Below are 20,758 nucleotides of genomic sequence, written 5' to 3'. Positions count from 1 at the left end.
TCTGTTATAATAAATTATGAAAATTAATTTTACTTCTAAACTAAAGAGATATGAGTATTTCAAAAGAGTACTGATTCTGTTTTAATTCATTATTTTTAAATTAAAATATTTTTAATACACTAAAAAAAACAGTAATTAATTTATAATAAAAAATATGGTATTAAAATTTATATGATATTATTATAATGCAGATTTTTTATATTAAGCTATTTTATTGTAATATAACTTAAAAATTGAATTTGAAAATTATAATTATTTTACTTAATTTCTAAGTTTAGTTAATAAAAAAATAATATCAAAAAAAAATTCGATTATATTTTGTAAATAACTAAAAAATCGTATAAAAATATTTTTGTATTTGAAGGGGGAAAATATGAAAAAAAAAAATAAAAAAAATAATACATTACATGAAATACATAAACGGGCAGAAAATTTTTCACATGGAGAAGAAATTGCTAATTTTGTAAGTCATACTGTAGGAGCAGGGTTGGCAATATTAGCTTTTTTAATATTAACAATACGTGCAAGCTGGACACGCGATGCTGGAACGATAATGTCTTTTATGGCATTTGGATTTGGATTAATAGTTTTGTACACAATGTCAGCTATATATCATGGATTAAAACCAGGAACAGCCAAATCAATATTTGAAATTTTTGATCATTCGGCAATTTATATTTTGATAGCAGCTTCTTATACTCCATTTTTATATTTAGTTGTTAATTCTCCAATGAATAAAATTATATTGACAATTCAATGGGTAGTTTGTATTTTGGGAATTGTATTTAAAGTATTTTTTACTGGTAAATTTAAATTATTTTCAACATTGCTTTATTTAGTAATGGGTTGGATGATTGTATTTGCCTGGAAGGATTTAATAAATAATATAAATAGAGTTTCATTAATTTATTTGATTTTAGGTGGAGTTTTATATTCGCTTGGCACAATTTTTTATTCGTGGAAAATTTGCAAGTTTAATCACATGATATGGCATATTTTTGTAATTCTAGGTAGTATTTCACACTTTTTAGCTGTGTATTATTTAATATAAGCAAAAAAATAAAAAACAAAGAATATATTTTATTTTAGAAAGGGTAATTTAATGGGAAGAAAATCGAAAGTATCTAACGAACTAAAAATTGAACTTGTAAAAAAGATATTAGAAGGAAAGGGAACTATTCAAGGATTATCAAAGGAATATAATGTTGCAAAGTCATCATTAATGACATGGAAGAAAAAGTATCTTGAAATAGGTGAAGAAAGTATAAAAGTTGAAAATAAAAATAGACATTACTCTCGCGAAACTAAAGAAAAAGCTGTTAAAAGTTATTTAAATAATGAAGGTTCATTATTTGAAATTTGTAAAAAATATGATATTGCCTCTGTAAGTGTACTAAATTACTGGATTAGAGATTATAGAAGAAGTATTGATGAAAATGGAAAAATCTCATTATTAAAGAAACATATAAGAAAAACTATTGAGGCTAAAGTTGAAGCTGTTCAATTCTGTCAAAATAATAATCATGATTATAATTTAACTATCCGTAAATTTGGAATTTCATACCAACAAATTTATTCGTGGGTAAAAAAATATGAAAATGGCGGAGTTGATGCATTGATAGATAATCGTGGAAAAAGACGTTCTAAAACAGAAAAATAGTATTGAGTATTAAAAGAAATGACTGTCAAATTCATTGATAAGATGAAAATGACAGTTTTTATTTACAATAATTCCTATTTTTAAAATAAAAAACGTATTTTATTATTTTCTGACAAGGAGTTAAAATTTTTTTTTAAACAGAATTTATAATAAATCCATTATTTTAAGAAAGAACAGTATTAGTCTATTTAGTATTAAGTTATTGTTTTTCTTCATTTTTAGCAGGCACAAATTTTCTTTCTGGATTGCTAAAGAATTTTATTCCAATAATCGCAACAATAATCATAACTATACTTATTAAATATGGGAGTCTTATTCCAAAAATTAATAAATCTTCTGCTCTAAATGTACTTACAAATGTTCTTATAATCGCATACATAATTAAATAAATCATTGATAAAACTCCAGGATTATATTCTTTTTTTCTAAAATAAAACCAGAGAATTGTAAATCCAATTAAATTTAAAAATGCTTCGTAAAGCATAGCAGGATGTAACGGCAAATTTGGAAATTCTGATCCAGCTGGTGTATTTAGCGGAAAAACTAATCCCCAAGGTACAAGCTGCTTAAATTGAGCTTGTGCAGTAGTGCTCATTGATTGGTATTTTATCCACCATTCATTGAATTTTCCTGAAAAAATTATGCTAAGTGGAGTAAATGTAGGAACTCCATGAACTTCGCCATTTGCCAAGTTTCCAAATCTTCCTAAAAATTGTCCAAATAATAAAGGTCCAACAGCCATATCTGTAAGCACCCATAAATTCATTTTATTTTTTTTAGCATAAAAACATGCACCAATAAATGCTCCGATAATTCCGCCATGAATTGCAAGACCGCCTTCCCAAATATAAAATATGGATAAAGGATTTCCAATATAATCGGCAAATTTAAAAATAACATAATATAGCCTTGCTCCAATTAATCCTGATACTATCGTTGTAAATGCAAAATCTTCAATAATTTTTCGATCATTAACTCCTCTTTTTTCAGCAACATCATCTGAAAGTGCGATAAACATTCCAAAAAGAAAAGCTAAAATATACATCAAACTGTAAATTCTAAGTTCAAAACCTCCAATTTTAAATAAATATGGTCTCATTTACGCTCCTTTTCAATATTATGTAATAAGGGCTTCTGATTTTTTTAAAAACAAGCCCCTATTTTTTAAGTTTTATAATTGTTTTTTTAATTCTTCTTCAAAGATAACAAAGAAGTCATCAATTTGTTCTTTTGAAATTTGTCCCAAAATACCAATTCTCATAAGGCTTTCAGCATATTTTCCTTTTCCGCCTGTAACAGTATAACCCTTTTCCTCAAGAGCGGCAATAATTGATTTTATTACGATTCCTTCTCTGTAAACAGAAATTAATGTATTTGTTCTATTTTCTTCATTTTTAACTAATAATTTAAATCCAAGTTTTTCTGCTTTTTCTTCCACATATTTTCTCAACTCGTGTTTTTGTTTTATTGTATTTTCAATTCCATTTTTGATTAAATCTTTCAATGATTGATTTAATGCTAAAATTAATGCAATTGCTGGAGTATAAGGTGTTTCTCCTTTTTCTTCAAAATATTTAATATATTGTTTTAAATCAAAGTAATATTTTGGTAAATCAGAAGTTTCCATCGCTTTTTTTGCCTTATCGCTAATTGCTACAAAAGCTAACCCTGGAGGTATTAAAAATGCCTTTTGGCTTCCTGCTATTGCAACGTCAACATGCCATTCATCAAAATTAAATTCATTTACTACAAGTCCACTAATTGTGTCAACTACTAATAAAATTTCAGTGTTTTTAGTCAAATCTCCAAGTGATTTTATGTCATTTAAAATTCCAACTGAAGTTTCACTATGAGTAGCTAAAATTCCCTTTAAATCAGGATTTTCTGAAATAACTTTTTTAACATCTTCTAATTTATAGCTTTCTCCAAATTCATATTGTAAATTAATTACATTCAAGCCATAAATTTCTGCGATTTTTCTAAATCTGTCACCAAAATATCCAGTATTTACAGCTAAAACTTTATCTCCCTTTGAGAAAAAGTTTACAATGGCAGTTTCCATTGAACCTGTTCCAGAAGAAGTTAGAACAGCAACATCATTTTGTGTTGTCTTGAATACTTTTTTCAAGTTTTCATTGTTTTCTTTCATAATTCTTCTAAATTCAGGTGTTCTGTGATGAATAATGTCATTTCCTAAAATTTCTAGATATTCTTCTGGTATATTTGTTGGCCCAGGTGTTAATAATAATTTTGAACTCATAAATCTTTCCTCCTAAAATTTATATTTTTTATTTTTTTATAGTTCTTTTGTTAATTTATCATATTTCAAAAGTTTTGTTAAAATTTTTTCAACATTATCTAATTTTAGCATATTTGGTCCATCAGATAGACCTTTATCGGGATCGGGATGTACTTCAGCAAAAATCCCATCTACTCCCACAGATACAGCCGCTCTTGCAAGTGGATAAACATAATCACGGTTACCACCTGAAGTTTCACCTCTTCCTCCTGGAATTTGTACTGAATGTGTTGCATCAAATATAACTGGATATCCAAATTTTCTCATTTCCAAAAGTCCACGCATATCTACAACAAGATTATTGTATCCAAAAGAAGCTCCACGTTCACAAAGCATTATATTCTCATTTCCAACTTCCTGAAATTTTTTTACAACATTTTTCATATCCCAAGGTGCTAAAAACTGCCCTTTTTTTATATTTACAGCTTTTCCTGTTTTGGCTGCGGCAACAAGCAAGTCGGTTTGCCGTGATAAAAAAGCTGGAATTTGTAAAAGGTCAATTACTTTTGCAGCTTCTTTACATTGATAAGGTTCGTGAATATCAGTCGCAAGAGCAACGCCATATTTAGACTTGACTCTTGATAAAATTTCAAGCCCTTTTTCAAGTCCAGGTCCTCTAAAAGATGAAATTGAAGAACGGTTAGCCTTGTCAAATGAAGCCTTAAAAACATATTGAATGCCCAGTTTATCCGTAATTTCTTTCATTTTCCCAGCCACTTCCATAACCAGATCTTCCGATTCAATCACGCAAGGTCCTGCAATCAAGAAAATCTTGTCATTACCAATCGTAATATCATCAGTAATTTTAACTTTTTTCACTTTATCTATTAGCATAATCTGAATCCTTTCTAAAAAGTTTTTCATATAATTTATTTTATCACAATATTACTTTTTTTGCTAATTTTTTTCTAAATAATTCCTTTTGATAAAACAGATAAATTATGTTATACTTTTAAAGGAAAAATTAATTATACTTATTTAACAAAAAGATAGCAAGAAGTCTCCGACTTCTACAAGTGGGAGATGAATTGCTTTTTTTGTAAAAAAATTGAAAAAAGGATATGTCTATGATACAATTTTTGTATAAAATATTGAAGAGAAGTTATAAATAATAAAATTTCTAAAGAAATAATTAAAAATAATATTCAAAATCAAAAGGAGGTGTAATTTTATGAAGTATAATTTAGCATTCAAATACAGGATTTATCCAAATAAAGAGCAAGAATTATTGATAAACAAGACTTTTGGATGTGTTCGTTTTGTTTACAATACAATTTTGTACACTGCGAATAAAATTTATGAAGAAACTGGAAAAAATAAAATAATTACACCTGCCAGTTTGAAAAGTGAAAATCAATTTTTAAAAGAAGTAGACAGTCTAGCACTTTCAAATGCTCAATTGAATGTAAAACGATCGTTTAAGAATTTTTTTCAAAAGAGAGCGAAGTTTCCAAAGTTCAAATCTAAAAAGAATAATGTTAAAAGTTACACGACAAATTGTGTGAATAATTCAATCCGAATTGAGGAAAACAAATATTTGGTTTTGCCAAAATTGAAAAGAATAAAATTGAAATATCATAGAGAAATACCAGAAGATTACAAGATAAAGTCGGTAACACTAACAAACAGTAATGGAAATTACTATGTTTCTATTTTGACAGAATTTGAAAAAGAAATACAAAAGGTAGCTAGTAATGATAAAGTAATAGGACTTGATTTTTCAATGTTTGAATTATTTGTCAGTTCTGAAAACCAAAGGGCTGATTATCCAAGATATTTTAGGATGTTGGAGAAAAAATTGAAAGAATTACAAAAGTCATTGTCAAGAAAAGTAAAATTTTCTAAAAATTGGTATAAACAAAAAGAAAAAATATCAAAATTGTATGAGTATATCAAAAATTGTCGAAGAGATTTTTTACATAAATTATCAAAAAAATTATCTGAAGCGTATAATGCTGTGGTTGTTGAGGATTTGAATATGAAAGGGATGAGTCAGGCATTAAATTTTGGGAAAAGTGTAGGAGATAATGGATGGGGAATGTTTTTGAGGATGCTTGAGTATAAACTGATGTTTTTAGGGAAACAATTTTTGAAGATAAATAAATGGTTTCCGTCATCGAAAACTTGTAGTAGATGTGGAAATGTTAAAGAGGAACTGAAATTATCAGAAAGAAGTTATAAATGTGAGTGCTGTGGAATTGAGATTGATAGAGATTACAATGCGGCACTGAATATAAAAAACATTGGAAAATTGATGTTGGAATATTAAGAAAATAAAAAAAGACAGGGTAGGAACTACCCGAAGAGCTTGGTAAATATATTTGGCTAGCAAAAGCAGATACTTCCCAAGAAGCTCCTGCTTCTAAAAGCGGGAGTAGTTCACATAGGATAAATGCTATTTAGCAAGAGGTTACAAACCCTTATCATGAGATAAATGAAATTAATTAGAAGAACAGGAGAAAAAATATGGATAAAGTAGCTTTAATTATGGCTGGAGGAAGTGGAACAAGATTTTGGCCATTATCTACAAATGACAAGCCGAAGCAATTTTTGGATCTGGTGTCGGAAAAGACGATGATTAAGGAAACTATCGACAGAATAAAAGAAATCATTCCAGTAGAAAAAATATTCATTTCCACAAATATTAAATATTTTGATATAATAAAAAAAGAATTGCCTGAAATTGCTGACAGAAATATAATTTTTGAACCAATGGCACGAGATACGGCGGCTTGTATAGGATATGCAGCCTGCATTATTAGGAAAATTTATAAAAATAGCATTATGGCAGTTTTACCATCAGATCATTTAATAAAAAAAGAAAAGGAATTTTTGGAAAGCCTGAAATTTGCATTTTGTGAGGCTCAAAAGAATAAGATTGTTACGCTTGGGGTTAAGCCGACTTATGCTGAAACTGGATATGGATATATTGAGTATATTGATAGAAAAAATAAAAAAAATGATTGTGAAAAGAATGGAATTAAAGAAAAATTTGAATCGTATAAAGTGAAAAAATTTAGAGAAAAGCCAAATAAGGAATTGGCTGAAAAATATATTGAGCAGGGGAATTATCTTTGGAACAGCGGAATGTTCGTATGGAAAACGGAATTTATTTTAAGCGAAATAAAAAAACACATGGAAACGCATAAAGTGATTTTGGAAAATATTGAAAAAATACTTGAAAATGTGGATTTAGATCAAGTTTTTGGAGAGACATTGAGTAATTTTGTAAAAGATGAGTTTGAAAAATTTGAAAAAATCTCGATAGATTTTGGAGTGATGGAGCATACTAAATCTGTGAGTGTAATTCCTGTTGATATTGACTGGAATGATGTTGGGAATTTTAAGTCGCTTGAAGATATTTTTCCAAGGGACAAATATAGGAATGTTGTGCAGGCCAGTCATTTTGAACAGATTGAATCTGAAGGAAATATTGTGATTAATAAGGAAAATGATAAGATTATCGCTACAATTGGGCTGGAAAATATTGTTATTGTAAATACAAAGGATGCCTTGCTTGTTTGTCATAAGGATAAAAGTCAGGAAGTAAAGAAAATCTTAAATAAAATTGAATTAAATAAAAAAAATTAAGCTATTAAGCAGAGATATTCAAAAAAGGAGAAAAATAAAAAATGGAAATAGATATTATAAAAGAAGCTAGAAATGTATTTGATATTGAAATTGCAGAACTTGAAAAATTGAAAAGTAAATTGGGAGATACTTTTCAAAAATTAGTTCAGATGATTTTAGAATTAAAAAATAATAACAAAGTTATTATTACAGGAATTGGAAAATCTGGAATAATTGGGAAAAAAATTGCGGCGACACTCGCTTCGACTGGGACAACTGCAGTATTTATAAATGCGGCAGAAGCGCTTCACGGCGATTTGGGAATGGTCAGTAATGGAGATGTAGTAATTGCCATTTCAAATAGCGGAAATTCTGATGAAGTATTGAGCATTTTAGCGCCGATAAGAAAAATTGGCGGAAAGATTGTTGCATTTACTGGAAATCCTAATTCTACATTGGGAAAATATGCAGAACTTACGGTTAATGTTGGAGTTGAAAAGGAGGCATGTCCACTAGGGCAAGCTCCGATGAGTTCAACTACGGCGACACTTGTAACAGGAGACGCTCTTGCTGCTTGTCTTATGAAATTAAAAGACTTTACTGAAAATGACTTTGCAAAATATCATCCGGGTGGAAGTCTTGGGAAGCGCTTGCTGCTACATGTTTCAGATTTAATGCATATTGGAGATGAACTGCCAGTTGTGAAAAAAGATGAAAAAATTGAAAATGTATTAATGGTGCTTACAAAGAAAAAACTAGGAGCTGTGTGTATTTCTGATACAGGTCTTGAAAATGGGAAGTTGCTTGGAATTATAACAGAAGGAGATATTCGGCGAGCCTTGAAGCATAAGGACAAATTTTTTGATTATGTGGCTTCTGATATTATGATTTCTGCTCCAGTAACGATTGAAAAGAATGCGATGGCTCTTGATGCACTTCATCTGATGGAAAATAGAAAAAGCCAGATTAATGTGCTGCCAGTTGTGGAAAATGGGAATATTGTGGGGCTTATAAGAATTCACGATTTAATAGGATTGAGATAAGAATAAAAAATAGAAAGAGAGAGAAAATGGAAAAAATAATAGGAATAAATCCAGTAATAGAAGTATTAAAATCAGATAAAAATATTGAGAAACTGGAAGTTTATAAAAAAATAAAGAAAGAAACAATAAAAGAAATATTGAATTTGGCGAGCAAAAGAAACATAAAGATTTTTTATACTGATAGACGGACTGAAAATTCTCAAGGAGTTGTGGCACTTGTTTCAGAATTTGACTATTATGTTGACTTTGCTGAGTTTCTGGAAAAACTTTTAAGAAAAGAAAAATCGATAGTTGTTGTACTGGATCAAATTCAAGATCCGAGAAATTTTGGGGCAATTATAAGAAGTGCAGAATGTTTTGGAGTGGATGGAATTATTATTCAGGACAGAAATAGCGTAAAAGTTACAGAAACCGTTGTAAAATCATCGACAGGAGCGATTGAGCATGTAGATATTGTAAAAGTTACAAATATTTCTGATACAATTGATAAATTAAAAAAATACGGATATACAGTTTACGGTGCAGAAGCTGATGGGCAAAATTATTATTATGAAGAAAATTATCCAGAAAAAACGTGCCTTGTGCTTGGAAGCGAAGGAAATGGTATGAGAAAAAAAGTGAAGGAGCATTGCGACAAAATTGTAAAAATACATTTGAAGGGGCAAATAAACTCGCTGAATGTGTCTGTGGCTGGAGGAATAATATTATCGGAGATGTCAAAATAGTGAGATTTGGAATTTTCTTATTCATAAAAAATATTTAGGCGATTGTAAAAGTAATGAAGATTGAGTAACAGTAGTATTTATAGTCATAAGGGTCAAGGCTGCTTGTTAGTGAGTGGAGTGAAACAAAAACTCAAACATAAAAAATAAAGTATTTAACGGATTTTTAGACTTTTACAAATGGCTAAAAAAATATTTTATGGGAGGGAAATTAAATGGAAAAGCAAAAGTATATTTTAAATAATACTTATGGAATCAATGGGATAGAAAAAATATCTTTAAAGGAGGTAATGAAAATTTTTTCTGTACCTGAAGAAGTAGAAATGAAATTGAGCGATGATAAAATAACAATATCAATAGATTTGATATATAAAGGATTGAAAATATACTATTCATTATATTTTTTTGTTGAAAATCTCAAAAAACCAGATAATCAGTCTTTGACTTTTTGTATGGAAAAATTGTACTTGAATAATTGGGAAAGTATAAAAGTGGGAGATGAAATAAAGACAGTTCTTCCTAAAATAAGGAAATATCTTAAAAGAAATAATAAAAATATAAAATTTGATTATGAAGAAGATAGGTTTTTTGGAGAATATTTATTTGACGATGGAAATATTCATATATTTTTTGAAAAATTTGGGAATAAAAAAGTAATGGATGATATAATGATAAGTTTGCCTTATGAGGATATATTGCCAGAAAATAAGGAAATTTTAGTGGAAATTAGTAAAATAATGGAGATAAAAAATAAAATAGATGAATTATTTTGGGATGAATAAAAAAGAGCCGATTAATTGTAAAATTGAAAAAATGTAATATAAATGCTTGAAGATGTGATTGAATGTTTTTAAAATATAGAAAAATAGAATTTTAATATTTCCTCTAAATTTTTACAATATCGAGACTTGAAAATTAAAGAAAAATATGGTATTATTATATGAAATATTGAAAATAAACATAGTTATAAATAGAAAGGAGCATAGGCAATTATGAAAAAAGATTTACATCCATCATACGGATTTGTAGTATTTGAAGATACAAGTAACGGAGAAAAATTCTTAGGAAAATCAACTAAAACTTCTAAAGAAACAACAACTTTTGAAGGAAAGGAATATCCAGTAATAAAAGTTGCAACAAGTTCAACTTCTCACCCATTCTATACTGGAAAATCTAAATTTGTTGATGAAACTGGAAGAGTTGACAAATTTAAGAAAAAATACAACTTATAATTTTGAAGATATTGGAAACAGGGATAATTCATTCTCTGTTTTTATTTTTATAGATAAAAAATGTTCATAATTTTGGTAATTTTAGAGGAGATGAGATAAAATGGTAAAAAAACTAATTTTTTTACTTTTGGCAGTTATAGGCATAATAGGTTGTTCTGCTTCAAAAAAGTATTATCATAATCATGATAATGGACGATATTATAATTGTGAAGGCGGATATTGTGAAAATAGAAGTTATCATCATCGTTATCATTATTATTCAAATGATAATATGCCTTGTGGCAGACATCATTATATGGGAAATTGAGAATACTAATATAATTTACTTATTAGTATTTTTTATTTTATTAAATTTTAATAGTTGACAATACATTTAATATTTGTTATTATATAATAAATCATTTTGAAATTGAATCGAAGAGTAATGGATAATTTTTTTTAATTAACATTTATAGTTTGATTTTAAAGGATTTGGGAAAATAATTTAGTAGGATAGTAGGGTAGAAGAAATTTAAATTTATAGAAGAATAGAAGATAATTTAGTAGTTTAGAAAAAATGTAGTGTTGAAGCTTAGAAGAAAAATGTAAAAAAAGCGGGAATTTACGGGTAATTAATTTTGAAAAATATTTAATGTTGTATATTTAAAATTATAAAATTGAATAATTTTTTAGATTAATTCAATTATAATTGATGGATGTGGAGTTTAAAATAGGATAATTGTTTAGAGTATTTTATAAATTAATTTAGTTGGCGTAAATTTTAGCTGTAGCAAATGAACTATTAGAGCATTGTAAAATGTGTAAATAAGTATTGATATATAGATATTTAATTTTATCCTCTCCTAAAGTTATTTTAAGAGAGTTTTTTTTATAAAAAAATTAAAGAAATGAGGTAGGTAAGGATGGTTATTACAACTACGAATGAAGTCCAGGATAAAAAAGTTGTGGAATACAAGGGAATTGTCTTTGGAGAAGTTATTTCGGGAGTTAATATGTTTAAGGATTTGGGAGCAAATTTGAGAAACATATTTGGAGGAAGATCTAAAGGTTATGAAAATGAGCTTTTGGCTGCTAGAACGAATGCTTTGGAGGAAATGGAGAGCAGAGCGGCGGCTATGGGTGCAAATGCTGTTATTGGAGTAAAAATGGATTATGAAGTTTTGGGAGCGGATAATGGAATGCTTATGGTAACTTGCAGCGGTACAGCTGTAATTGTAGATTAATTTGTAAAATATAAAAATATGAAATTTTAAAAGTAAGGATTTTAAAAACCTAATAATAATGTTTGTAGTAATAACGGTACAAATTCATTGCAAAAAAAATGCTGAATTAATTGAATTTTAAATATAAAGAGAAAGAATAGGAGAAAAAATGATGATTATTAAAGTAGACGGTGGAATTGATGAAAAAATTTTGGAGAAAATGATAAATAGATTGGAAACAGAAAATAACGTAAGTGTAAAATTAATTGCTGGAAAAGATTACTCTATTTTAGGATTAGTTGGAGATATTAGTACAATTGATATTAAACATATTCAATCGCTTGACTATGTATTAGATGTTCAAAGAGTTCAAGAACCTTATAAAAGAGCAAGCAGAAAATTCAAACCAGAAGATACGATTGTAAAAGTAGGGGATGTGGAAATTGGAGGAAGTAATCTTGTGATGATGGCGGGGCCTTGCTCAGTGGAAAATGAAAAACAAATTATTGATACTGCAAAAGCTGTTAAAGCCGCAGGAGCAACTATTTTAAGAGGAGGAGTAGTGAAACCTAGAACATCTCCTTATGCATTCCAAGGACTTGGGATGGAAGGTATTAAACTTATGGAAAAGGCAAAAGAAGAAACAGGGCTTCCAATAATATGTGAAATTATGTCAATTTCTCAACTTCACGAATTTGGTCCACACGTTGATATGATTCAGCTTGGAGCAAGAAATATGCAAAACTTTGACTTGTTAAAAGAAGTTGGAAAGACAAATATTCCAGTGCTTTTAAAAAGAGGACTTAGTGCGACAATAGAAGAATGGCTTATGTCGGCAGAATATATTTTAGCTGGCGGAAATGAAAATGTAGTTCTTTGTGAAAGAGGAATCAGAACTTACGAAACAGCTTATAGAAATGTACTTGATTTAAATGCAGTGCCAATGATTAAAAAATTGACACATTTACCAATAATTGTAGATTCAGCTCATGCGACTGGAAAATACTGGATGGTAAAACCGCTTGCAATGGCAGGAGTGGCGGCAGGAGCAGATGGGCTTATGGTAGAAGTGCATCCTGAACCAGACAAGGCATTGTCAGATGGACCTCAATCATTGAAATTTAATGTATTCGAAGATTTGATGCAAGATGTGGAAAAAATTGCAAATGTGTTGGGAAAAACTTTTAAAGTAAAATAGTTTTATTTCAAATAATATTATAATTTAAAAGTAAAATTGTGAAATGAGATAAGATTATGATGAAAAATAATTTGAAAAGAATAGAAGATTTGACAGTAACAATTGTTGGGCTTGGAGTGATTGGAGCGGCTTTTGCACAGAGTTTTAAGGAAATTGGTATTAAGACTGTTTATGGGATTGATATTGATGAGGAAACGATAAAGAAGGCAGAAGAGAAAAATATGATAAATAAAGGATTTCTAGAAACTAGGGAGCCTTTGGAAACGTCGGATTTTGTGGTAATTACTCTTTATCCAAACTTAATGAAATCGTTTTTTGTGAATAATATTAATTATTTTAAGGAAAATGCCATAATTACTGATGTTGTGGGTATTAAGGAGAAAATTATTGGAGATATTGATCCGATTATTGAGGAAAGTAATAAAAAGAATGGGAAAAATATTGACTTTATTTTTGGACATCCTATGGCGGGACGTGAGAAACGTGGGATTGATTTTGCAGACAATAGAGTGTTTAAAGATGCAAATTATATAATTATTAAGGATGAAAAAAATAAAAAAGAAAATCTAGAATTGCTGTCAGAAATTGTTAAGCTCATGGGCTTTAAGAAAGTCAGTTTTCTTACAGCACAGGAACACGATGAAATTATTGCTTTTACGAGCCAGCTTACCCATGCAATTGCCGTTTCACTTGTAAATAGCGATAGTGAAAAGTATGATACGAATCGTTTTATTGGGGATTCTTATCGGGATTTGACGAGAATTGCGAAAATAAATGAAGATTTGTGGGCAGAGCTGTTTATGGGAAATAAAAAAAATCTTTTGAAAATGATACAGCAGTTTGAAAAGGAATTGGATGTAATTAAAGATGCCTTGAATAATAATGATTTGGGGACATTAAAAGAGAAATTTATAATTTCTACGAAACGTAGGGAGAAAATAGATTAAGAGAAATTAATTTGGGAGGGATGAAATGGAAAATAATTCTGAAAAGAAAAAGTATTTAAAAACACTAGTTGGAGATAATATTTATTTTTCACCAATTTCTCTTGATGATATTGAAGAGTATACTGAGATGGTTAATGATATAAAAGTTTCAGTTGGTCTAGGCTCTGTTTCTTATACAAATATTACAGATTTTGAAAGTGAAAAGGAATTTTTAACGTCAATAAAAAAAGAAAAAATGTTTGCTGTTAGACTACTTGAAAATGATGAACTTTTGGGAAATATTGGATTTAATTCATTAGATATGGTAAATAGAAATGGTGTATTGGGAGTTTTAATAGGAAATCCTAAACATCAGCGAAAAGGTTATGGAACAGAAGCTCTGAAATTAATACTTGATTATGGGTTCTCATTTTTAAATTTGAGAAATATATCGCTAAATGTATTTGAATATAATGAACCAGCCTATAATTTGTATAAAAATATTGGATTTAAGGAAGTAGGAAGGTTACGGAAAGCAGTTGAAATTATGGGAAAAACTTATGATGTTATTATAATGGATATGTTAAAGGAAGAGTTTCAGTCGGTTTATATAAAAAGAGAACTTGAAAAAAGATATAATTTGTAAAACGTTTTTGACAAACAAAAAACTTAATGGAGGGTAAAATGGCAGAAGTTATAAAAGATGAATTATTAGGTGAAATTGAATGTGTCGATGGATTTGAAACAGAGGTTAACTGGGTAAATAATAAAAAAATAGACGTGTATTTTGATATATCTGATTATCAGCTGTTAAATGAGAAGGATGAGGAAAAGACTGATAAGGAAAAAATGGAAGACAGAATTAAAACTTTAAAGGAAATTCTGTCAGATGTGAATGGCTGGAATGAAAAAATTATAAAAAATTCGGCAGAAGTAATGCTGGAATTAGCAAACGACTGGTTTGATGTGGAAGATTATTATGAAGACGATGAAATTGATGAATTTGTTGAAGATATGAAACAAGTGTTATCAGAAGAAAGTGCTGAAAAATTGAGAGATAGTGAAATAACACAAGAAACAATGGAAAAAATAATGTCTGTGGAAAGACTGACTATTTATGGAGATGGGAATTTCAGTATTTATCTTTCAGATAACGATATGATATTTTCAGGACATATAATAAATGTTCTTGCAAATATTAATGGGGAATTTTCTGAAGGGGATATAATGGGATAGTTTTAAATAAAATTTTATTTATAGTAAAATCATTTTAAATTTTGAATTTAGTGGTTTTGCTATATTTTAATATACATATAACTTAGTTTAAAAATTTATTTGTTTATTTTAATTAATAATAATTTTTTTATATTACTATGTTTTTTCTTTTTTATTTTGCGGATTGCTCATTGCCACAAATTCTTGTCTTGATAATTAAATTGTGGCAAGATTGCTACGCAATACCTATGGCTAGTCTATGAAATTTTTCTGCCCTAACAAAAAAACTCACTATGCTCAAACAGTTTTGTCAGCATAGAAAAATAGATTAGTTGATACTAGATTCTGTTTAAAAAGTGAAAATTATATCTTAATTATTTGAAAATACTAGTTTTTTATACTTTTTTGGAAAAGTTTGTAATAAATTCGTTATTCAAATGGGTGTTAAATATAAATTATTTATTGTAAGAGAGGATGGAGAAAATTATGGAAATATTGAATGTCGGATTGGGGAAAAATTCTTATGATATTTTGATTGGAGAGAATTTTTTTGAGAAATTTCCTGAATATATTGGGAATGTTTATGGCGGAAAAAAATTATTTGTGATTACAGATTCTAATGTGGATAAGATTTATAAAAATGAATATGAGAAAATGTTTAAAGGGTTTGACTATACGATTTATGTGCTGGAAGCGGGGGAGAAAAATAAGCATATTGGTATAATGCCTGCGATTTATTCGGGGATGGTGAAGGCTGGACTTACGAGAAAGGATATGGTTGTTGCATTTGGTGGCGGGGTTGTTGGAGATATTGCTGGATTTGCGGCAGCTAGTTATATGCGTGGAATTGGATTTATACAGATACCAACGACAATTGTTTCACAGGTTGACAGCAGTGTTGGAGGAAAAGTCGGTGTTGACTTGCCTGAGGGAAAAAATCTTGTTGGGGCATTTCATCAGCCGAAACTTGTTTTAATTGACAATTATTTTCTGAATACATTGACGGACAGATATTTTTATGACGGATTTGCGGAAATTGTGAAATATGGATGTATTTATGATAAGAAGTTTTTCGACAGACTTGTGGAAATTGTGGGAACAGTAGATGGTTCTTATGATGATGAAAATTATAAACAGAAATTGCGTGAACATCTGATGAAGTATGTGAATGAGCTTGTTTACCGTTCTTGTGAGATAAAGAAGGAAGTTGTGGAAAAAGACGAGAAGGAAAGTAATTTGAGAATGATATTGAATTTTGGACATACTATCGGACATGCAATAGAGCAGTTTACAAATTATGAGAAATACTCACATGGAGAAGCAATTTCTGCTGGAATGGTAGATATTACAAAAATTGGGGAGAAAAAAGGTTTTACTAAAAAAGATGAATTTTTAAAAATTGAGAAATTGTTGAAGGCATTGAATTTACCGACTGAGATTGAATATCCGAAAGACAAGATTTCTGAAATTATGAAAAGAGATAAGAAAAGTACAAGTGATGGAATTAATTTTGTGATTTTGAAAGAGATTGGGGAAGTTAAGATTATGAAGATTGGAGAAAAGGAGATTTTTGAGTAAATTTTGATTTTTAATAATATATTTGAATGATAAGAGAAAAAATATATTTAAAATTATTATTGTTTATTTGAAAATACGGTATAATTATCTTAATAATTAAGGGGAAAAGATTATGAAATTAAAAAAAATAGAAGTTAAAAATTATAGAATTTTGAAAGATTTCAAATTAGATTTAAAGGATAATACCACATTGATTATAGGTAAAAATAATACTGGTAAGACATCAGTGTTAACAATAATGGATAAATTATTAAATCAAGGAAAGAAAAATTTCAAATGGGACGATTTTAACATAGAGTTTCAAAATAAAATTTATGAAAAGATTACTACTAGAGATTTTCAAGTACTAGAAGAAAATAGAAAAATTAATGAATACGGAATAAGATTAACATTATTTATAGAATATACAAAAGAAGATTTTTATGGGAATATTCAAGATTTTATGATGGATTTAGATGAAGATAATAACTATATTATTATAGAATTCAATTATAACTGTAAAGAAGATAATTTGAGAGAATTATTGATAGAATTCAATAAAAAAAATAAAAGAGATAAAAATAATTTTACAAAATTTATGAGAAAAAATTCTGAAAAATATTTCAATCTTGAAATGTATGCTTTAAAATATAATAAAAGTACAAATAGTTATTTGGAAAATGAAATATTAGAAATATCAAATTTAAATCAAATAAAGAGGGTTATTAGTTTTAATGGAATAAAAGCAAATAGAGAAGTATCAAATAAAGAAAATGAAAATTCGTTATCTAAATTATCCGAAAAATATTTTGATATTTCTAAAACTAAAAATGACAAAGAATTTGATGATTTAAGACAAGCAATTGAAGATACTGATAAAAAATTAAATATTTTATATAATGGGAGAAGCCAAAGTCAAGTAGGAGTATTTTCTGGAATAACAAGAAAAATAAGAGAATTTAGTGGAAATCGTAATGAAATAAATATTAATATAAATTCACAAATACAAGAAAAAGAATTGTTTAAAAGTAGTAGTAGGTTGTATTTTAATTACAATAAAATGAAACTTCCTGAAAATCATAATGGATTAGGATATTTAAATTTAATAGGAATGATATTTGAAATAGAAAACATTGTAAATGATTTTACTAATAATGTTTCAGATATAAATATTTTGTACATTGAAGAACCTGAAGCACACACTCATCCTCAATTACAATATATTTTTATTCGTAACATAAAAAAATTAATAGACAGTTATAGAGAGAGCAGTATTAAATTACAAACATTGATAACAACTCATTCATCACATATAGTTTCAGAATGTAATTTTAATGATATAAGATATTTTGTAAAAAATAACGAAGGAGTAGAAAGTAAAAATATAGAAATTTTGAAGGAAAATTATAAAAATGATGAAAAAGCGTATAAATTTTTAAAACAATATCTAACATTAAATAGTGCAGAGTTATTTTTTTCTGAAAAAGTTATTTTTATTGAAGGAACTACAGAAAGAATATTGCTTCCATATATGATGAAAAAAATTGATTTAGAAGATAAAACAAAGAAATTTTTACCATTGTTATCTCAAAATATTTCAGTTATAGAAGTTGGAAATTATACTCAAAAATTTAAGAATTTTATAGAATTTTTAAATATAAAAGTATTAATTATAACAGATATAGATGCTGCTAAAGAGAATAAAAAATGTAATCCAGTAGAGGCAACAGAAAGTACAAATTCTTCTATAAAAGTATATTTAGAAGAAAAATTGAAATTTAAAAAAGGACAGAATGAATTTAAAAAAATATTAACTCTAACTAAAAAAGAAAAAATAGTAAAATGTGGTGATAGTGAAATAATGATTGTATATCAAGTCAAGGAAAAAAATTATCAAGCTAGGAGTTTTGAAGATGCATTTATAAGTATAAATTATGATTTTATAAAAGAAAATAAAGGTGAATTTTCAGAAGGTTTAAAAAACAAAAAAAAATTAAATGAAGAAAAAATAGATTTTTATAACTTGGCTCAAGAATGCATAGATAAAAAATCTAGTTTTGCAATAGAAATTCTGTTATGTAGCGATGAAAATTACAGTAATTGGAAAATACCGAAATATATAAAAGAGGGATTAGAATGGTTGAAAGAAGATTAGAAATAGAAGATGAAGTAAAAGAAATGTTGCAATATATAGAAAATAAACAGAATTTTATATTAACAGGAGGAGCAGGTAGTGGAAAAACATATTCACTTATTTCACTAATTCAAGAAATTGGGAGAATGTATCCTAATAAATCAATAGTTTGTATAACATATACAAATAATGCTGTTGCTGAAATAAAATCAAGAATTTCTAATGATAAACTATTTGTTTCTACAATTCATGAGTTCTTATGGAAAATAATAAAAAAATATCAAAAGGAATTGAAAGAAACAATAATAGAACTAATTTATAGTGAAGAAGAAAAATATAAAAAATTTACTTTACCAAAAGATAACCTGGAAAAAAATAAGATGAAAATAAATTTAGAATATTTCTTAAATTCAGAAATTGTATATGATGAATATTATAGTTTGAAATCAGAAGAGGATAGCAAAATAGGACATGATGAGGTTTTATTAATAGCGGAAAAGATGTTTGAAAAATATTCTAAATTATGTGATATTTTAAAAGATAATGCTAATTTTATTTTTATAGATGAATATCAAGACACAAGTGAAGAAGTAGCAAATATATTTTTAAATCATATAAATAATAGTAAAAAAGAAAATATTATAGGTTTTTTTGGTGATTCTATGCAATCTATATATGATTCAGGTATAGGAAATATAAAAGATGATAGTCTAAAACGAATTAATAAAATACAGAATAGAAGAAGTTCACTAAAAGTAATAGAATTAACAAATAAATTAAGAGATGATGGAATTAAACAAATCCCTTCAAAGAATACGAAAGAAACTAATATAGATGAAAAAACTGGTAAAATAAAAGAAGGAAATGTTAAATTTATATACAGCAATAATAATATTCTTGAAGAATTAAAAAAAACATATATTTTTAATGATTGGGATTTTAAAAATACCTTAAACACTAAAGAATTAAGATTAACGCATAAATTGAATGCTGAAAATTCTGGATTTAAAGAACTATACAATCTATATACTAATGATTTCATTTATAGTAAATTAATATCTAAATTAAAAGAGAAAAAAATTTCTGAAGATGAAGATATTAATAATTTTGGTTATATTATAGAGAAATTTCCAATATTTTCAGGAAAAGGAAAAATAAAAAAGAATATTTTGGAACAAGTAGATATGAAGTCAAAAAAAGAAATTGAGAAAATAAAAGATATAGAATGGGGGAAGATAAAAAATAGTTTTATAAATAAAGACTCATTATTAGGTTATAAATTTAATGGACTTACTGAAAAATATGAATCGACTTCAAATAGAGATAAAATTTTACAAAAGTTAGATTTGATATATGAATCAATAAATTTGTATAATGAAAATAAATATGTTGAATTGTTTAAAAAATTAAAAATAAAAATATCCAGTTATGAAGACAAAATAAAGATAAGAAAAGAAATGAATGAATTAATTGAATTAATGAAGTCTCAAAATGATAAAATTTATCAGATAATAGATAAAGCTAATAATATTTTAAATATAAAAAATGATGAAAGATATATTGAATTTATTGAAAATAAAGGATGGTATTTATGGAATAGAATAAAGGATATTTCTTTTTCTGAGTATGTAAAATCTATTGAGTATCAGAAAGAGTATTTTCCTTATTCAACGCAGCATAGCGTAAAAGGAAGTGAATTTGATAATGTTCTTGTTATTCTAGACAATGGGAAATGGAGTAAATATAATTTCAATTTACTGTTAGAAAATATATTTGATGAGAATAATATTTTAGATAAAACGAAGAAAGATATTTTTAATAGAACAAAAAAGTTATTTTATGTATGTTGTACAAGAGCAAAAGAAAATTTAATTGTATTTATTCAAATAAATAATCAAAAAATTAATAAAGAAAAAATAATAAGTAATGCAAAAGAGTTATTTGGAGAAGAAAATGTTATTAATGGAGATGAGTTAATAAATAACATATGATAAATTTAA

General features: G+C 27.3%; 20 protein-coding genes. 17 read left to right on the top strand and 3 right to left on the bottom strand.

The genetic code is table 11. The features are described from left to right. Window positions 1-373 precede the first annotated feature (373 nt). Together trhA and FVE73_RS08805 are read left to right on the top strand one after the other, a co-directional pair. A complete protein-coding gene (gene trhA, locus FVE73_RS08810; RefSeq protein WP_018498749.1) occupies window positions 374-1,051 on the top strand; it encodes a PAQR family membrane homeostasis protein TrhA in 678 nt (225 codons plus the stop codon). A 51-nt stretch (window positions 1,052-1,102) separates the two neighbouring features. Continuing rightward, on the top strand, window positions 1,103-1,660 hold the full coding sequence (locus FVE73_RS08805; protein ID WP_018498748.1) for a helix-turn-helix domain-containing protein: 558 nt from the start codon (window positions 1,103-1,105) through the stop codon (window positions 1,658-1,660). A gap of 199 nt (window positions 1,661-1,859) precedes the next feature. Here the strand turns inward: FVE73_RS08805 and lgt are convergent, their stop codons facing one another. From lgt to kdsA, 3 genes are all read right to left on the bottom strand, one after another. After that, complete coding sequence (lgt, locus tag FVE73_RS08800) at window positions 1,860-2,759, bottom strand: prolipoprotein diacylglyceryl transferase (RefSeq protein WP_018498747.1); 900 nt, start codon at window positions 2,757-2,759, stop codon at window positions 1,860-1,862. A gap of 72 nt (window positions 2,760-2,831) precedes the next feature. Then, window positions 2,832-3,920 carry a pyridoxal-phosphate-dependent aminotransferase family protein gene (locus FVE73_RS08795; protein WP_018498746.1) on the bottom strand — a complete coding sequence of 363 codons (1,089 nt, stop codon included), beginning with the start codon at window positions 3,918-3,920 and terminating at the stop codon, window positions 2,832-2,834. 36 nt (window positions 3,921-3,956) lie between these two features. Beyond that, a complete protein-coding gene (gene kdsA / locus FVE73_RS08790) occupies window positions 3,957-4,793 on the bottom strand; it encodes a 3-deoxy-8-phosphooctulonate synthase (protein ID WP_018498745.1) in 837 nt (278 codons plus the stop codon). A 337-nt stretch (window positions 4,794-5,130) separates the two neighbouring features. On the opposite strand from kdsA, the gene FVE73_RS08785 reads away from it, so the two are divergent. The 15 genes from FVE73_RS08785 to FVE73_RS08715 all read left to right on the top strand — a co-directional run bounded on the left by FVE73_RS08785 (window position 5,131) and on the right by FVE73_RS08715 (window position 20,749). Beyond that, window positions 5,131-6,228 carry an RNA-guided endonuclease TnpB family protein gene (locus FVE73_RS08785; protein ID WP_146997861.1) on the top strand — a complete coding sequence of 366 codons (1,098 nt, stop codon included), beginning with the start codon at window positions 5,131-5,133 and terminating at the stop codon, window positions 6,226-6,228. 197 nt (window positions 6,229-6,425) lie between these two features. Then, window positions 6,426-7,550: a mannose-1-phosphate guanylyltransferase gene (locus FVE73_RS08780; RefSeq protein WP_018499716.1), complete on the top strand. Its 1,125-nt coding sequence runs from the start codon at window positions 6,426-6,428 to the stop codon at window positions 7,548-7,550. A gap of 41 nt (window positions 7,551-7,591) precedes the next feature. Further along, on the top strand, window positions 7,592-8,572 hold the full coding sequence (locus FVE73_RS08775; RefSeq protein ID WP_018499715.1) for a KpsF/GutQ family sugar-phosphate isomerase: 981 nt from the start codon (window positions 7,592-7,594) through the stop codon (window positions 8,570-8,572). 26 nt (window positions 8,573-8,598) lie between these two features. Then, a complete protein-coding gene (gene rlmB, locus FVE73_RS08770) occupies window positions 8,599-9,297 on the top strand; it encodes a 23S rRNA (guanosine(2251)-2'-O)-methyltransferase RlmB (protein WP_018499714.1) in 699 nt (232 codons plus the stop codon). A 212-nt stretch (window positions 9,298-9,509) separates the two neighbouring features. Further along, window positions 9,510-10,076 carry a hypothetical protein gene (locus FVE73_RS08765; RefSeq protein WP_018499713.1) on the top strand — a complete coding sequence of 189 codons (567 nt, stop codon included), beginning with the start codon at window positions 9,510-9,512 and terminating at the stop codon, window positions 10,074-10,076. A gap of 210 nt (window positions 10,077-10,286) precedes the next feature. Beyond that, window positions 10,287-10,526, top strand: a complete 240-nt coding sequence (locus FVE73_RS08760) for a type B 50S ribosomal protein L31 (protein WP_018499712.1) — start codon at window positions 10,287-10,289, stop codon at window positions 10,524-10,526. 100 nt (window positions 10,527-10,626) lie between these two features. Continuing rightward, the gene (locus FVE73_RS08755; protein ID WP_018499711.1) at window positions 10,627-10,833 is read left to right on the top strand and encodes a hypothetical protein; all 207 of its coding nucleotides are present in this window, start codon (window positions 10,627-10,629) and stop codon (window positions 10,831-10,833) included. Between the two features lie 595 nt (window positions 10,834-11,428). Beyond that, window positions 11,429-11,749, top strand: a complete 321-nt coding sequence (locus FVE73_RS08750; RefSeq protein WP_018499710.1) for a putative heavy metal-binding protein — start codon at window positions 11,429-11,431, stop codon at window positions 11,747-11,749. A gap of 151 nt (window positions 11,750-11,900) precedes the next feature. Then, the gene (gene aroF, locus FVE73_RS08745) at window positions 11,901-12,926 is read left to right on the top strand and encodes a 3-deoxy-7-phosphoheptulonate synthase (RefSeq protein WP_018499709.1); all 1,026 of its coding nucleotides are present in this window, start codon (window positions 11,901-11,903) and stop codon (window positions 12,924-12,926) included. Window positions 12,927-12,982: 56 nt separating this feature from the next. Beyond that, the gene (locus tag FVE73_RS08740; protein ID WP_018499708.1) at window positions 12,983-13,873 is read left to right on the top strand and encodes a prephenate dehydrogenase; all 891 of its coding nucleotides are present in this window, start codon (window positions 12,983-12,985) and stop codon (window positions 13,871-13,873) included. A gap of 25 nt (window positions 13,874-13,898) precedes the next feature. After that, window positions 13,899-14,498 carry a GNAT family N-acetyltransferase gene (locus tag FVE73_RS08735; protein WP_018499707.1) on the top strand — a complete coding sequence of 200 codons (600 nt, stop codon included), beginning with the start codon at window positions 13,899-13,901 and terminating at the stop codon, window positions 14,496-14,498. Window positions 14,499-14,536: 38 nt separating this feature from the next. Next, on the top strand, window positions 14,537-15,088 hold the full coding sequence (locus tag FVE73_RS08730) for a DUF2262 domain-containing protein (RefSeq protein ID WP_018499706.1): 552 nt from the start codon (window positions 14,537-14,539) through the stop codon (window positions 15,086-15,088). A gap of 465 nt (window positions 15,089-15,553) precedes the next feature. Beyond that, on the top strand, window positions 15,554-16,645 hold the full coding sequence (gene aroB / locus FVE73_RS08725; protein WP_018499705.1) for a 3-dehydroquinate synthase: 1,092 nt from the start codon (window positions 15,554-15,556) through the stop codon (window positions 16,643-16,645). A gap of 112 nt (window positions 16,646-16,757) precedes the next feature. Further along, the gene (locus FVE73_RS08720; protein WP_018499704.1) at window positions 16,758-18,779 is read left to right on the top strand and encodes an AAA family ATPase; all 2,022 of its coding nucleotides are present in this window, start codon (window positions 16,758-16,760) and stop codon (window positions 18,777-18,779) included. After that, a complete protein-coding gene (locus tag FVE73_RS08715) occupies window positions 18,761-20,749 on the top strand; it encodes a UvrD-helicase domain-containing protein (RefSeq protein WP_018499703.1) in 1,989 nt (662 codons plus the stop codon). Before FVE73_RS08720 ends, FVE73_RS08715 begins: the two co-directional genes overlap by 19 nt. Window positions 20,750-20,758: the final 9 nt, after the last annotated feature.

Source organism: Leptotrichia wadei, assembly GCF_007990545.2.
GTDB classification, from domain to species: domain Bacteria; phylum Fusobacteriota; class Fusobacteriia; order Fusobacteriales; family Leptotrichiaceae; genus Leptotrichia; species Leptotrichia wadei.
This window is presented reverse-complemented; position numbering and strand designations above follow the sequence as displayed.

Bases quoted from the DNA above. Each gene is read 5' to 3' on its own strand.
- trhA (WP_018498749.1), top strand. From the start codon at position 374: ATGAAAAAAAAAAATAAAAAAAATAATACATTACATGAAATACATAAA.
- FVE73_RS08805 (WP_018498748.1), top strand. From the start codon at position 1,103: ATGGGAAGAAAATCGAAAGTATCTAACGAACTAAAAATTGAACTTGTA.
- lgt (WP_018498747.1), bottom strand. From the start codon at position 2,759: ATGAGACCATATTTATTTAAAATTGGAGGTTTTGAACTTAGAATTTAC.
- FVE73_RS08795 (WP_018498746.1), bottom strand. From the start codon at position 3,920: ATGAGTTCAAAATTATTATTAACACCTGGGCCAACAAATATACCAGAA.
- kdsA (WP_018498745.1), bottom strand. From the start codon at position 4,793: ATGCTAATAGATAAAGTGAAAAAAGTTAAAATTACTGATGATATTACG.
- FVE73_RS08785 (WP_146997861.1), top strand. From the start codon at position 5,131: ATGAAGTATAATTTAGCATTCAAATACAGGATTTATCCAAATAAAGAG.
- FVE73_RS08780 (WP_018499716.1), top strand. From the start codon at position 6,426: ATGGATAAAGTAGCTTTAATTATGGCTGGAGGAAGTGGAACAAGATTT.
- FVE73_RS08775 (WP_018499715.1), top strand. From the start codon at position 7,592: ATGGAAATAGATATTATAAAAGAAGCTAGAAATGTATTTGATATTGAA.
- rlmB (WP_018499714.1), top strand. From the start codon at position 8,599: ATGGAAAAAATAATAGGAATAAATCCAGTAATAGAAGTATTAAAATCA.
- FVE73_RS08765 (WP_018499713.1), top strand. From the start codon at position 9,510: ATGGAAAAGCAAAAGTATATTTTAAATAATACTTATGGAATCAATGGG.
- FVE73_RS08760 (WP_018499712.1), top strand. From the start codon at position 10,287: ATGAAAAAAGATTTACATCCATCATACGGATTTGTAGTATTTGAAGAT.
- FVE73_RS08755 (WP_018499711.1), top strand. From the start codon at position 10,627: ATGGTAAAAAAACTAATTTTTTTACTTTTGGCAGTTATAGGCATAATA.
- FVE73_RS08750 (WP_018499710.1), top strand. From the start codon at position 11,429: ATGGTTATTACAACTACGAATGAAGTCCAGGATAAAAAAGTTGTGGAA.
- aroF (WP_018499709.1), top strand. From the start codon at position 11,901: ATGATTATTAAAGTAGACGGTGGAATTGATGAAAAAATTTTGGAGAAA.
- FVE73_RS08740 (WP_018499708.1), top strand. From the start codon at position 12,983: ATGATGAAAAATAATTTGAAAAGAATAGAAGATTTGACAGTAACAATT.
- FVE73_RS08735 (WP_018499707.1), top strand. From the start codon at position 13,899: ATGGAAAATAATTCTGAAAAGAAAAAGTATTTAAAAACACTAGTTGGA.
- FVE73_RS08730 (WP_018499706.1), top strand. From the start codon at position 14,537: ATGGCAGAAGTTATAAAAGATGAATTATTAGGTGAAATTGAATGTGTC.
- aroB (WP_018499705.1), top strand. From the start codon at position 15,554: ATGGAAATATTGAATGTCGGATTGGGGAAAAATTCTTATGATATTTTG.
- FVE73_RS08720 (WP_018499704.1), top strand. From the start codon at position 16,758: ATGAAATTAAAAAAAATAGAAGTTAAAAATTATAGAATTTTGAAAGAT.
- FVE73_RS08715 (WP_018499703.1), top strand. From the start codon at position 18,761: ATGGTTGAAAGAAGATTAGAAATAGAAGATGAAGTAAAAGAAATGTTG.